13 protein-coding genes are annotated in these 13,256 nt (G+C 69.4%); 4 read left to right on the plus strand and 9 right to left on the minus strand.

The features are described from left to right. Positions 1-26 precede the first annotated feature (26 nt). Entirely contained in the window at positions 27-1,025 is a 999-nt protein-coding gene (locus tag L324_RS01705; protein ID WP_037303676.1) for an SGNH/GDSL hydrolase family protein, read from the minus strand. A gap of 133 nt (positions 1,026-1,158) precedes the next feature. On the opposite strand from L324_RS01705, the gene L324_RS01710 reads away from it, so the two are divergent. Next, positions 1,159-1,728 carry a TetR/AcrR family transcriptional regulator gene (locus L324_RS01710; RefSeq protein WP_037303530.1) on the plus strand — a complete coding sequence of 190 codons (570 nt, stop codon included), beginning with the start codon at positions 1,159-1,161 and terminating at the stop codon, positions 1,726-1,728. 259 nt (positions 1,729-1,987) lie between these two features. On the opposite strand, the gene L324_RS01715 is transcribed toward L324_RS01710, so the two are convergent. From L324_RS01715 to L324_RS01745, 7 genes are read right to left on the minus strand one after another with little or no spacing between them, the layout of a single operon-like run. Next, positions 1,988-2,359, minus strand: a complete 372-nt coding sequence (locus L324_RS01715) for an allophanate hydrolase-related protein (RefSeq protein ID WP_037303531.1) — start codon at positions 2,357-2,359, stop codon at positions 1,988-1,990. Continuing rightward, positions 2,350-3,792 carry an NCS2 family permease gene (locus L324_RS01720; protein ID WP_037303533.1) on the minus strand — a complete coding sequence of 481 codons (1,443 nt, stop codon included), beginning with the start codon at positions 3,790-3,792 and terminating at the stop codon, positions 2,350-2,352. The genes L324_RS01715 and L324_RS01720 overlap by 10 nt, the downstream gene beginning before the upstream one ends. A gap of 34 nt (positions 3,793-3,826) precedes the next feature. Next, the gene (locus L324_RS01725; protein ID WP_081736164.1) at positions 3,827-4,321 is read right to left on the minus strand and encodes a nucleoside deaminase; all 495 of its coding nucleotides are present in this window, start codon (positions 4,319-4,321) and stop codon (positions 3,827-3,829) included. Positions 4,322-4,355: 34 nt separating this feature from the next. Beyond that, positions 4,356-6,641 carry a xanthine dehydrogenase subunit D gene (pucD, locus tag L324_RS01730; RefSeq protein ID WP_037303534.1) on the minus strand — a complete coding sequence of 762 codons (2,286 nt, stop codon included), beginning with the start codon at positions 6,639-6,641 and terminating at the stop codon, positions 4,356-4,358. Then, positions 6,638-7,987 (minus strand): 8-oxoguanine deaminase, encoded by a 1,350-nt coding sequence (locus tag L324_RS01735; protein WP_037303535.1) that lies wholly within the window; start codon positions 7,985-7,987, stop codon positions 6,638-6,640. The genes pucD and L324_RS01735 overlap by 4 nt, the downstream gene beginning before the upstream one ends. After that, complete coding sequence (locus L324_RS01740) at positions 7,984-8,454, minus strand: (2Fe-2S)-binding protein (protein ID WP_037303536.1); 471 nt, start codon at positions 8,452-8,454, stop codon at positions 7,984-7,986. Before L324_RS01740 ends, L324_RS01735 begins: the two co-directional genes overlap by 4 nt. After that, the gene (locus L324_RS01745; protein ID WP_037303537.1) at positions 8,445-9,314 is read right to left on the minus strand and encodes an FAD binding domain-containing protein; all 870 of its coding nucleotides are present in this window, start codon (positions 9,312-9,314) and stop codon (positions 8,445-8,447) included. Before L324_RS01745 ends, L324_RS01740 begins: the two co-directional genes overlap by 10 nt. Positions 9,315-9,450: 136 nt before the next feature. On the opposite strand from L324_RS01745, the gene L324_RS01750 reads away from it, so the two are divergent. Together L324_RS01750 and L324_RS01755 are read left to right on the plus strand one after the other, a co-directional pair. Further along, positions 9,451-10,872 (plus strand): PucR family transcriptional regulator, encoded by a 1,422-nt coding sequence (locus L324_RS01750; protein WP_037303538.1) that lies wholly within the window; start codon positions 9,451-9,453, stop codon positions 10,870-10,872. A 1-nt stretch (position 10,873) separates the two neighbouring features. Beyond that, positions 10,874-11,356, plus strand: coding sequence for a MarR family winged helix-turn-helix transcriptional regulator (locus L324_RS01755; protein ID WP_037303539.1), 483 nt, complete (start codon positions 10,874-10,876; stop codon positions 11,354-11,356). Positions 11,357-11,358: 2 nt separating this feature from the next. Here L324_RS01755 and dctA read toward each other — a convergent pair whose 3' ends face one another. Further along, positions 11,359-12,636: a C4-dicarboxylate transporter DctA gene (gene dctA / locus L324_RS01760; RefSeq protein ID WP_037303540.1), complete on the minus strand. Its 1,278-nt coding sequence runs from the start codon at positions 12,634-12,636 to the stop codon at positions 11,359-11,361. 92 nt (positions 12,637-12,728) lie between these two features. Between dctA and L324_RS01765 the strand changes: the two genes are divergently transcribed. Continuing rightward, positions 12,729-13,214 (plus strand): GNAT family N-acetyltransferase, encoded by a 486-nt coding sequence (locus L324_RS01765; protein ID WP_037303541.1) that lies wholly within the window; start codon positions 12,729-12,731, stop codon positions 13,212-13,214. Positions 13,215-13,256: the final 42 nt, after the last annotated feature.

A 13,256-nucleotide genomic window follows, 5' to 3' on the forward strand; every position in this document is an offset into this window, starting at 1 on the left:
GATGGTGAACCAAGGTTTGAGGGGGCCTAGGACTTCGGCACGAGTCCGGCCGCCGCGGCCTTGTGCCGGAGTTCGTCCGGAGTGCTCGCGTTCCGCGCGTCCGGCGCCTTCGTCGAGGCCGCGGTCGTTCCGCCGAGGGCCTGGAAGATCAGGTCGGCTTCGGCCTTCATCCCGGCCGCGTACGGGTGGTAGGCCACCGCGCGGAAGAGGTCGGTGTCCTTGCCGCTCACCCAAGCCGCGTCACCGGCGCAAGCGTCGTGACCGAGGCTGGGCCCGTAGGTGTCGACGTAGCGGGCACCCTGCTTGCGAGCGGCGGTGGACACGGCCTTGTTGAGAGCACGCTCGACCTCGTCGGTCCAGGCGTAGTCACCGTCGGCGAACGGGACGACGCCGGGACAGTAGCCCTTCGGCGGCACGATCCGCGGATAGCCGACCAGCACGATGGTGGCGGCGGGAGATCGCTCGCGGACTCCCTTGACGACCCGTTCGAGGTTCCGCTGGGTGTTCTTGATCGCCGCCAGCAGCGTGTCGGTCCCGTTGATCGTGAAATGGTCCTTGCACGGCGAGCCCGTCGGGTCGGCGTCGCGCAGGCCGGGGCAGGTGTAGACCAAACTGCCGAACACGCCGTAGTCGTTGCCGCCGATGCCGATGGTCACCAGATCGGTGTCCAGGGTCAGTGCTTCGAACTGCGGGGGCACGCTGCCGAGCGCGAGGCTCGGCGAGGGCACCGTCTGCGGGCTGGTCATGTTCGTGGTGTCCGCCGACGAGCAGCTGACGTCGGTGAACGCGCCGGACTTGTAGTAGAGCCCGAGCTTCGTGGCGAGCCACGCCGGGTAGTTGTTGTTCGACCGGAAGCACCAGCTCGCCTGCTGCCACGGGATCAGCGGGCCCGCGGTGTACGAGTCGCCGAGGGCGACGTACTTGCGGAAGGACGGGGTTCCGGCGGCGCTCGCCGGTGTCCCGAAACTCGCCAGGGAGATGACGGCCAGCAGGGTGGCGACGGCAAGGCGGGCGGTACGGCGCATGGCGACCTCGTGATCCTCCGTTGGATACTCCGCCGATCCTGACAAGATCTCACCGCCGTCCACAATAGAAGTGAGCATCTTTCACGTTTCAGGGGTGAGAACGCCAGTTGATAGAACGCTCTATCATGAGGGTGTGACTGGGACCAGGGAACGCATCGTCACCGCCGGCGCCGAACTGCTCCGGCGGAACGGGTACACCGGCACGGGCGTGAAGCAGATCGTCGAGGCCGCGAAGGCGCCTTTCGGCTCGTTGTACCACTTCTTCCCGGGCGGCAAGGAACAACTCGGCGAAGAGGTCATCCGGACCTCCGGGATGATGTACCTCGCGCTGTTCGACATCTTCTTCGCCGACGAGCCGGACCTGATCCACGGGATCGAGGCGTGCTTCGCCAGCGCGGCCGAAACGCTCCGCGCGACCGACTACGCCGACGCCTGCCCGATCGCGACGGTCGCCCTGGAGGTCGCGAGCACCAACGAAAAACTGCGGGTCGCCACCGCCGACGTCTTCACGGCGTGGATCGACGCGGGCACCGAGAAACTGGGGAAGTACGGCCTCGAACCCGCGGCCGCGCGGCGACTCACCATCGCGCTGGTCAACAGTCTCGAAGGCGCGTTCGTGCTGAGCCGATCGCTGCGGAACACCGAAGCGCTCGACGTCGCCGGGATCTCGACCGTCGCCCTGGCGCGCACCCTGCTCCCGTGAATGCCTCTTTCCCTACTCTGAGGGCCAGGGCTCCGGCAAAGTGAGCCTTTTCATCCTGGTTGTGACTCGGGGGCTGAAGGGCGCTTTCCCCGCATCGCATGCCGGGAAAGCGCCCTTCGCCGCGTGAGATGAGGCGAAGGGCCCCTTCGGCCCCCGGCGCCCGGCGCCAGGTCGCGGGTGGCGTTCACCCTTCGGCAGCGTGCGAGGTCAGGGGGTCGTGAGTGGTAAGTGTCGTTCTAACGACACTTACCACTCACGACTAGCGGGAAGCGAGGTACGCCCGCCAGTCCCCCAGGGACGTGATGTCGGTCAGATCCGGTGAGTCCACATAGGACGAACGCAGGACTGTCGCGAGGCAGGCCGCGCCGTCCTCCAGTTCGACGACGCCCAGCTCCAGTTCCGGCGGCTCCGCCGGGACGAGGTGGTCGCGCAGGACGGCGAGCGGCAGGTCGTAGACCTCCCCGACCACGGCCCCGGAACCACCCTCGTACATCGCCGGGAACCGGTCGCCCACCGAGAAATACCGGTACTTCGGCGCCGAACGCGCCACACAGCACAGCGGCGCGCCCTGCAACTGCTCGTGCAGCGGTCCGCCGCGCATCCCACCGCCGTTGAGGAACATCAGAACCACGACATGATCCCTTCGATCCCGAAGTACACCCCGAACACGGCGGCGAGAATCCCGAGGATCCAGCCGATCTCGCGGATCTCGCCCTTGCAGACCTTGATCAGCACGTAGGCGACCAGTCCGGCGCCGATCCCGTTGGTGATCGAGTAGGTGAACGGGATCAGCGCGATGGTCAGGAACACCGGGATCGCGAAATCCAGGTCCCGCCAGGGAATCCGCGCGCACTGGGCCATCATCATCCCGCCGATGACCACCAGCGCGGGCGCCGCGGCCTGCGCCGGGACGACCGCCGCGATCGGGGTCAGGAACAGCGTCGCGGTGAACAGGCCGCCGGTGACGATACTCGCCAGCCCGGTCCGCGCGCCTTCGCCGACACCGGCCGCCGACTCCAGGAAGACCGTGTTCGGGGCCGACCCGGTCACGCCGCCCGCGAGCGCGCCGGCGCCGTCGACCAGCAGGATCCGGCCCATTCCCTCGACCTTGCCGTCCTTCGTCAGCCCCGCTTCCTCGGAGACGCTGGTGATCGTGCCCATCGCGTCGAAGAATCCGGAAAGCACCAGGGTGAACAGGAACACCGCCGCGGTCACCGCGCCCGCCGACCCGAAGCCGCCGAAGAGATCGATGTCCCCCAGCAGGCTGAAATCGGGATGCGCCACGACCTGGTCGGGCACCTTGGGTTCGACCAGTCCCCAGCCTTCGACGTGGAACACGCTGTTGACGAGCACCGCGAGCCCGGTCGCGACCGCGATGCTGATCAGCACCGCCCCCGGCACGCCACGGCTCACCAGCACGATCATCAGCAGCAGCCCGAGGCAGAAGATCGCGATCGGCCAGCCCTCCAGATGCCCGCCGATCCCCATCCGCACCGGCACCGTCGACTGCGCGGCGTCGGGGGTCCGCGTGACGAACCCCGCGCTGACCAGGCCGACCAGCGCGATGTAGAGCCCGATGCCGACGGTGATCGCGACCTTGAGCGGCATCGGGATGGCGTTGATGATCCGTTCCCGGATCCCGGAAACGGCCATGAACACGATGCAGACGCCTTCGAGGACGACGAGTCCGAAGGCCTGCGCCCACGTCATGGTGGGTGCCATCTGGAAGGCGACGACGCCGTTGACGCCGAGGCCCGCCGCGAGCGCCAGCGGCGCGTTGCCCACGAGGCCCATCAGGATGGTGGTGACCCCGGCCGCCAGCGCGGTCGCGGTGGTGATCGCCTCGGTGCTCAGCCGCGCGCCGGTGATGTCGGCCGAGGCGCCGAGGATGAGCGGGTTGAGCAGCACGATGTAGCACATCGCGACGAAAGTGGTGATCCCGCCGCGCACCTCGCGGCCGATCGTGCTGCCGCGGTGGGAGATCTTGAACCAGCGGTCGAGCCCGGACAGCCGCCTCGGCTCGGGCGCGGGCAGGTGGGGACGCTCGGTACCTAATTGGGTCATGCCTACTCCACAACGTTGTGGGGCGGGAAGAAAATCAGTAAGCCTTCTTGTCGGGTTTCGACAGCCAGGCCTGGAAAGGCGCGAAAGAGTCCGGAAGGGACAGTCGGCCGACGGGTAGCGGCCAGGTCTCACGCGGGCGGGAAAAGAGGTCGTAGAACTCGCGGTCGTCGAAGCCCGCCTTGGCCGCGTCGTGGCGATCCGCAGCGTAGACGACCTTGCCGACACGCGCCCAGAGCGCGGCGGAGAGACAGAGCGGGCAAGGCTCGCACGAGGTCACGAGGACGCAGCCGTCGAGTTTGTAGTCGCCGATCGCCTGGCAGGCGGCGCGGATCGCGACCACCTCGGCGTGCGCTGTCGGGTCCAGGGTCGGGGTCACCTGGTTGGTCCCGGTGGCCAGCACCGAACCGTCCCGGACGATCATCGCGCCGAACGGGCCACCGCCGCTTGCGACGTTCGCGGTGGCCAGCTGGACGGCTTCGGCGAGCCACTTCTGCTGCTCGGACTCCGAAAAGGACAGAGGGGTACCCACGAAAGGTCTCCTAGCTCGAAAAGTTCGGTTCTTGTCAGGTGCCGGTGAGGTGTTCGGGGCGCACCGGAACGCGGGTGAGCGCGAGCCCGGTGGCCGCGCGGATGGCCGCGACGATCGCCGGGGTGGACGAGATCGTCGGCGGCTCGCCGACCCCGCGCAGACCATACGGCGCGTTGGGGTCCGGGCGTTCCAGGACGTCGATGTCCATCGGCGGCATGTCCAGCACGGTCGGGATCAGGTAGTCGGTGAACGACGGGTTGCGGATCTTCCCGCCGGCGGTCTGGATCTCCTCCATCACCGCGAGCCCGAGGCCCTGCGCCGATCCGCCCTGGATCTGGCCGAGTACCGCCTGCGGGTTGAGGGCCTTGCCGACGTCCTGCGCGCAGTCGAGCGCGACGACCTTGATCAGCCCGAGTTCGGTGTCGACGTCCACGACCGCGCGGTGCGCCGCGAAGCCGTATTGGACATGCGCGTCGCCCTGTCCCGTCTCCGGATCGATGGGCACGGTCGGGCGGTGCCGCCATTCGACGGTCTCGTCGAAGACCTCGTCGCCGAGGACGTCGGCGAGGTCCGCCAGCACGCTGCCGTCCGCCGAGACGACCTTGTTCCCGACGACGTTCAGCTTCCCGTCGGCGTCGAGCCTGCCCGCCAGATGCTTGTGCAGCCCCGAACGCACCGCGACGCACGCGGCCTGGACGGCGCCTCCGGTGACGTAACTCTGCCGGGAGGCCGACGTCGAGCCGCCGTTGCCGATGGTGGTGTCCATCGGCAGGATCGTCACCTGCTCGATGCCGAGCTCGGTCCGCACGATCTGCTGCATGATCGTCACCAGACCCTGGCCGACCTCGCAGGCCGCGGTGTGCACGGTCGCCGCGGGTTCGCCGCCGACGAGCTGCAGCCGCACGCGGGCCGTCGAGTAGTCGTCGAAGCCTTCGGAGAAGCAGATGTTCTTGATCCCGACCGCGTAGCCGACCCCGCGGACGACGCCTTCGCCGTGCGTGGTGTTCGAGACGCCGCCGGGCATCCGGCGCAGGTCGAGTTCCTCGTGCGCGACCGGCAAGGGCTTGGCGCGCAGGCGTTCCAGCAGTTCGGCGACGGGAGCGGCCGAGTCGACCACCTGACCGGTCGGCATGACACTGCCCTCGGCCATCGCGTTGCGGATCCGGAGGTCGACCGGGTCGATGCCACAGGCCTCGGCGAGTTTGTCCATTTGGGACTCGTAGGCGAAGCCCGCCTGCACCGCACCGAATCCGCGCATCGCGCCACAGGGCGGGTTGTTGGTGTACACGCCCCAGCAGTCGACCGAGACACTGTCCACATTGTACGGACCCACACCGAGCGTGGCGGCGTTCGCGACCACCGCGCCGGTGGACGACGCGTACGCCCCGCCGTCCAGGTACAGCTTCGCCTTCACATAGACGAGCCGGCCGTCCTTGTCGGCCCCGTGCTCGTAGTACATCTTCGCCGGGTGGCGGTGCACGTGGCCGTAGAAGGATTCCTCGCGGTTGTAGACCATCTTGACCGGTTTGCCGGTGTGCAGCGCGAGCAGGCAGGCGTGGACCTGGATCGAAAGGTCCTCGCGGCCGCCGAACGCGCCACCGACCCCGCCGAGGGTCAGCCGCACCTTGTCCTTGGGCAGGCCCAGCGCGGCGACGATCTGCTGCTGGTCGACGTGAAGCCATTGCGTGGCCACGTAAAGATCGACGCCGCCCTCGGTGTCCGGGATCGCCATTCCCGACTCGGGGCCGAGGAAGGCCTGGTCCTGCATGCCGACCTCGTAGACCCCGGACACCACGACGTCGGCCTTGACCGACTGGTCGCCCCGGCGGATCTTGGCGTACCGCACGACATTCCCGCCGGGATGCAGCTCGGCGCCCTCACCCGCGGCCGCCTTCTCGGAGTCGGTCACCGGTTCGAGGACGTCGTAGGAGACCTTGATCCGCTTCATCGCCCGGCGCGCGGTCTCGGGGTGGTCCGCGGCGACGAGCGCGACGGGCTCGCCCTGGTAGCGCACGACGTCGACGGCGAGCACCGGCTGGTCGGTGTGCTCCAGGCCGTACTTGTTCACCCCGGGCACGTCTTCGTGCGTCAGCACCGCGTAAACCCCTTGCACCGCGAGGGCTTCGGCGATGTCGATGCCGGTGATCCGCGCGTAGGGATGCGGGCTGCGCAAGGTGGCGCCCCACAGCATGTCCTCGTGCCACAGGTCCGAGGAGTAGGCGAATTCACCGCGCACCTTGACCGTGCCGTCCGGGCGCCGCGGACTCGTCCCCACCCCGTTGCCGGTGGTGGTCTGCTGGGACGTCTCAGTCGAGGTCATACCGTCTCCCTCAGCCGGGCGCTGGCCACGGCCAGCTCGCGGGCGATCTCGTCTTCGGATTCTTCGCGCGGCGCCCCGTCGGTCACCACGGTCGCGCCGCCGACGAACAGCCGCGCGATCGGCGGGGTGGCGCCGAGCACCAGCGCGGCGACCGGATCGGTGATCCCGGCGTAGTTCAGGCCGGTCAGATCCCAGACGGCGAGGTCGGCCAGCTTGCCGACCTCGATCGAGCCCAGGTCCTTCGCCCGGCCGAGGCAGCGTGCGCCGCCCATCGTGCCCATCCACAGTGCCTCACGCGTGGTCAGCGCCCGCGGTCCGCCACGCTGCCGCGCCTGCAGCAGCGACTGGTGCAGTTCCTCGCCCAGCCCACCGGATTCGTTGGACGCGGCGCCGTCGGCGCCCAGCCCGACCGGCACCCCGGCGTCGAGCAGCTGCCGGACCGGGGCGATCCCCGCGCCGATCCGCCCGTTGGACGTCGGGCAGTGCGCCGCGCCCGTGCCCGTGGCGCCCATCCGCCGGATCGCCTCCGGGGCGAGATGGATGGAGTGCGCGAGCCAGACGTCGTCGCCGAGCCAGCCGAGCTTGTCGGCGTACTCGGCTGGTGTGCAGCCCGCCTCCGCGAGGCACTGCTTCTCCTCGTCGATCGTCTCGGCGAGATGCGTGTGCAGCCGGACTCCCTTGCGCCGCGCGAGTTCCGCCGCACCGGTCATCAGCCGCTCGCTCACCGAGAACGGCGAGCACGGCCCGGCCGCGATCTGGAGATGCGCGCCCGCGGAGTCGTCGTGGAACCGGTTGATCGCCGCCTCGGTGCCGAGCAGCGCGGCCTCGGTCTCCTCGACGAGGTTGTCCGGCGGGAGCCCGCCCTGCGACTCGCCGCGGTCCATCGAGCCGCGGACCACGTGCAGCCGCACGCCGACGCGGATCCGGGCGGCGGCGAGGGCTTCGACCTGGTCGCCCCCGTCACGCGGGAAGACGTAGTGGTGGTCGGCGACGGTGGTGCAGCCGGTGGTGGCGAGCCGGGTGAGCCCCGCCGTGGCCGCCGCGTGCGTGATGTCTGCGTCGAGCCTGCTCCAGACCGGGTAGAGCGCGACGAGCCACTCGAACAGCGTGTGGTCGGCGGCGAGACCACGCGTGGCCCACTGGTAGAGGTGGTGGTGGGTGTTGATCAGGCCGGGCGTCACCAGGTACCCGGAGCCGTCGATCCGCTCGTCGTACTCGTCTTCGGGCGCCCTGCCGCCGCCGACCGCCGCGATGCGGTCGTTTTCGATGACGACGTGGCCCGAGGCGTGCTCGGTGCCCGCTCCGTCGACGGTGGCGATGGCGGCGTTCTCGATGACGGTCTTCACGTGCTCGCTCCCCTGGTCGCGGCCAACCGGACGGCGTCGAGGATCTTCTCGTATCCGGTACACCGGCACAGGTTCCCCGCCAGCGCCTCGCGAATCTCCTCGTCGGCGGGATTCTCGACCCGGTTGAGCAGATCGTGCGCGGCCACGACGAGGCCGGGGGTGCAGAAGCCGCACTGGACGGCGCCCGCGTCCACAAAGGACTGCTGGACCCGGTCCAGCTCGTCGCCGTCGGCGAGCCCTTCGACCGTGCGGACCTCGCGGCCCTCGACCTGACCGGCCGCGACCAGGCACGAACACACCGGGACGTCGTCGAGGTACACCGTGCAGGAGCCGCATTCGCCCTGTTCACAGGCGTTCTTGGAGCCCGGGAGACCGAGTCGCTCGCGGAGCACGTACAGCAGGCTCTCGCCTTCCCAGACGTCGTCGGCCTGGCGGGCTTCGCCGTTGATCGTCACGTTCACGCGCACTCGCGTTCACCCTTCTGGAAGTCGTTCCACGCCCAGGTCAGCGTCCGCCGCGCCAGGACGGACAACGCGTGCTTGCGGTAGTCGGCGCTGCCGCGGACGTCGTCGATCGGCGACGACGCCTGCGAGACCAGCTCGCCGAACCGGCGTTTGACCGAATCCGCGATGGACGCCTTGGTGGACCAGGGAAGTTCGGCGGACAGGAACTCTTCGGCGGCGGTCGCCCGGCGCGGGGTCGGCGCCGCCGAGCCGACGGCCGCGCGGATCCCGCGGGTGTCCAGGTGCAGGGCCAGCGCGAACGAGCAGACCGCGATGACCATCGCGTTGCGGGTCCCGACCTTGGCGAACTGCTGCGGCCCGACGCCGGCGGGCAGGTGCACGGCGGTGATCAGCTCGTCCGGCTCGAGGGCGTTGCGCTTGACGCCGAGGTAGAAGTCCTCCGCCGGGATCAGCCGGGTTCCGCGGACGGAAGCGACTTCGACTTCGGCGCCGAGCACGAGCAGCACGGGGTGCGTGTCACCGGCGGGCGACGCGGCGCCGAGGTTGCCGCCGACGGTGCCGCGGTTGCGGATCTGCGGCGAGCCGACGGTGCGCGAAGCCATCGCCAGCGCGGGCAGAACTTCACCCAGCTCAGCGATCACCCGGACGTAGGGCACGGACGCGCCGAGCCGGATCCTGCCGTCGGTCTCGGTCCACTCGGCGAGTTCGGTGACGCGGTTGAGATCGAGCAGGGCGCCGGGACGGCGGTGGTCGAAATTGAGCTCCACCATGACGTCCGTGCCGCCCGCGATGGGTACCGCGTCTGGCCGCTCGGCCTTGACGGCGAGCGCCTCGGTCAGCGAGCTGGGGCGCAGGAAATCCACTCTCGGGCTCCTCGGTTCGGCGGCGGGCTGTGACGGCTGACTCAGTAGACGCCCTGCGCCCGTACGGCGGCAACGGTGCCGAAGCATGAAATCTCCCCAGCACAAGCCGGTGGATTTGTGGTTTCCTACAAACCTGATGACGACCGTGAAAACTCTGCTCGCGCTGCCCGGGTTGCGCTTGCGCGTGCGCGCCGGGACGGCTCTGCTCGACCGCCCGGTGTCCCGGATCTACGTCACCGAACTGCCCGACCCCGGGCGGTACGTGTCGGCGGGCGAACTCGTCCTGAGCGGGTTGCTGTGGTGGCGCGGACCGGGTGATTCCGAGGCTTTCGTCGCCGCGCTGGCGAAGGCCGGGGCCGCGGCGCTCGCGGCTTCCGGAGCGGATTCCGACGGGATTCCCGAAGACCTCGTCGAAGCCTGCACGCGGCACGGGATCCCGTTGCTGGAGGTACCGGCGGATCTGTCGTTCTCGGTCGTCACAGAGCGGGTCGTGCTGGCGCTCGCGGCGGCCGCGGAAGGCGCCCGCAAACGTTTGCTTTCAGCGGCGACCGAGGACGTGCCGCTGGAGACGCTGCTGGACCGGGCCCGCGCGGAGATCGGCCTTCCCTGTTGGGTGGTGCCCGCGACCGCGCCGACGGAGCTGGTGCGGCGCTTCGTCGCCGCGGGCGGCCGCTCGCTGGAAGCGGACGACGTCACCGTCCGGACGGTCGGCGGAAGGCACGCGGTGCCGTGGTTGCTCGCGATCGGCGGCAGGCTCACCGCGGCGCAAGCGGAGATCGCCGAAGAACTCGCCGGGCTGATCGGGCTCGCGCGCACGCGGGCGGACGAGGTCCGCGCGGTCACCGACCGGGTGGTCGAACCGTTGCTGGCCGCCCTCGACGAGGGAAGCGATCCGCACGCGCCGCTGACCGCGACCGGGCTGCGTGGCGATCTGCGTGTCGTCGTCGCCCGTGCCGAGGGATCCGAAGCGGCGCGCGGGATCCTGACCGAGTTGCTGCCGCCGGGCGCCCTCGTCGGCATGGGCGGCGAAACGACCTGGGCGGTGGCCGAGGACGACGGCGAGTGGCCGGACGACTGGCCCGCCACCGTGGCCGCGGCCTTGGCGGGAGTGGAACCGCTGCTGCCGTGCCGTCGGGTGCTGATCGGGATCAGCGACCGTTCCCCGGTTTCCGCGCTGCGGGGCGCGAAAGAGGTCGCGCGCTACGCGCTGGCCGTCGCGGCGGAACGGCCGGGCACGATCGAGGTCGTCCCCGGCGGTGAGATCGGCATGCACCGGCTGCTGCTGGCGGGCGCGTCCGACGACCTGCGGGCGGCGTTGCGGCGGCGGGTACTGGGCCCACTGCTGGACTACGACGCCGAGCAGGGCACCGATCTGGTGCACACCCTGCGCGTCTTCCTCGAATGCTCCGGCTCGCCGACGCGAGCGGCGCGGACCCTGCACGTCCACGTCAACACGTTGCGGTACCGGATCGGGCGGGCGAGCGAACTGCTCGGCGTCGATCTCACCGAGTTCACCGAGCAGCTGGACGTCTATCTGGCGTTGTCGGCAGGGAGCTGAAATGCGCATCACCACGGCGAAGGAAGCCGCCTACGACCCGCGGGTGGTCGCGTTCGGGCGGATGATGGGCGCGGCGAACCGGCTCGAATACCTCCTCGGCCGCGCGCTGGAGACCGAATGCGGGATCTCGCATCTGATGTTCGAGGTCCTGCTGATCGTCGGCCGGAAGGGTGAGGCCGGGATGAGCATGCGCGCGATCGCCCAGGAGCAGGTGCTGACCACCGGCGGCGCGACCCGGCTGGTCGACCGGATGACGACGCTCGGCCTGGTGGTCCGCACCGCCGATCCCGACGACCGCCGCGTGCAACTCGTCCGGCTGACCGAGGCGGGCGAGGAGAAGACCGTGCGGGCGGCGCGGGTGCACGTCGAGAACATCCAGCGGTTCTTCCTCGACCCGCTGCCCGCCGACCACCGCGAGCAGTTCGCGCGGGATCTGCGGACACTGAGCCATTTCGCCCGCGACGCGCTCCCCCGGCTCCGCTAGGGTCACTCGGCTCTGACCGGCTTTTCCAGTGCCGCCAGCATCTTCTCGCGGTCCAGCTGCTTCTCCGACTTCGCCACCACGAACGTCGCGACGCAGTTTCCCAGCAGGTTCACGAAAACGCGCATCGAGTCCATCAGCCGGTCCGCGCCGAGCAGCAACGCGACCCCGGCGACCGGGAACGCGCCGATCGCGGCGGCCGTCGCCGACAGGGCGAGGAACGACGAACCCGGAACGCCCGCCATCCCCTTCGAAGTGAGCATCAGGATCCCGACCGCGAGCAACTGCTGCCCGATCGACATGTCGACTCCGAACGCCTGCGCCAGGAACACCGTGCAGATCGACAGGTAGATCGTCGCGCCGTCGAGGTTGAACGAATACCCGGTCGGCACCACGAGGCCGGTCGCCGCACGTGAGCAGCCGGCGTCGGTCAGCTTCGTCATGATCCGCGGCATCACGGATTCGGTCGACGCCGTGCCGAGGGCCAGCAGGAACTCTTCACGGGCGTACCGGAGGAACCGCCAGATCGAAACCCCGGCGTAGAACCGGGAAATCAAGGCGAGGATCAGGACGAACAGCACACCCGCGCCATAGCAGGCGGCGATCAGTTTCGCGTACGTGCCGAGCGTGGAAATCCCGTACTGGCCGATGATGAACGCCATCGCGCCGAACGCGCCCAGCGGTGCCACGCGCATGATCCAGCCCATCACCTTGAAGATGATCTGCTGCACCTGATCGACGAACCCGAGTACCAGCGGCGCCCGTTCCCGGCCGATGGCCGCCAGTGCGACGCCGAAGAACACCGCGAACACCAGCACCTGCAACAACTGGTTCTCCGCGAACGCGTTGACGACACTGTCCGGAATGGTGTGGAGGAGGAAGTCGCCGATGGACGGCAAGTGTCCGCCGTTGGTCTTCTTGTCCACCGCGGCCGGATCGAGCGTCGCCGGATCGATGTCGAGCCCGCTGCCCGGCCGGAACACGTTGGCGACCAGGAGACCGAAGACCAGCGCGAAGGTCGTGACGATCTCGAAGTACAGGATCGCCTTGAACCCGATCCGGCCGACGGCCTTGATGTCACCGACCGCCGCGATCCCGGTCACCACGACACAGAAGATCAGCGGCGCGATGATCATCTTGATCAGCCGGATGAACCCGTCGCCGACCGGTTTCAGCTGCGCGCCCAGCGATGGCCAGAAATGTCCGATCAGGACACCGGCCACCACGGCGACCAGTAGTTGCACGAACAGTGATGTGTACCAACGCCCACCGGACTTCGCCATGGGCGGAACCTAAGGGCCGGATGTTCCGCACGTGTTACGCCGCGTTGTGAGAGGAACCACCCTCGGCCGCGGCCGTCACTAGACTCCAGGTCATGTCCACTCCTGTCACGCTCCGGCGGGCGACCCCCGCGGACTCCGACGCCGTCGCCGAAATCTGGTACCACGGCTGGAAAGACGGCCACCTCGGCAACGTGCCCGACACCCTCGTGCGGATCCGTACCCGCGAGTCCTTCTGGGAACGCGCCAAGGAGCGCGTCGGCGATACCACCGTCGCGGTGGCGCGCGGAGAAGTGGCGGGATTCGTGATGGTCGTCGGCGACGAGGTCGAACAGGTCTACGTCTCCTCGGCCCATCGCGGGAGCGGGGTCGCCGGGACACTGCTCACGGAAGCCGAACGGCTCGTGGGCGAGGACGGGCATTCCCGTGCCTGGCTCGCGGTCGCGCCGGGGAACGCGCGGGCGCGGCGGTTCTATGAGCGGTGCGGATGGGTTGATGAAGGCGAGTTCGAGAATCAGGTCGCCGGGCCGGATGGGCCGGTTTCGGTTCCCTGTCGGCGTTATGTGAAGGCGCTCGCCTAAGGGCGCGCGCTGACCGCATTTAGCCGACTAAACGCGGTCACC

This window comes from Amycolatopsis orientalis DSM 40040 = KCTC 9412 (assembly GCF_000478275.1).
Classification (GTDB): domain Bacteria; phylum Actinomycetota; class Actinomycetes; order Mycobacteriales; family Pseudonocardiaceae; genus Amycolatopsis; species Amycolatopsis orientalis.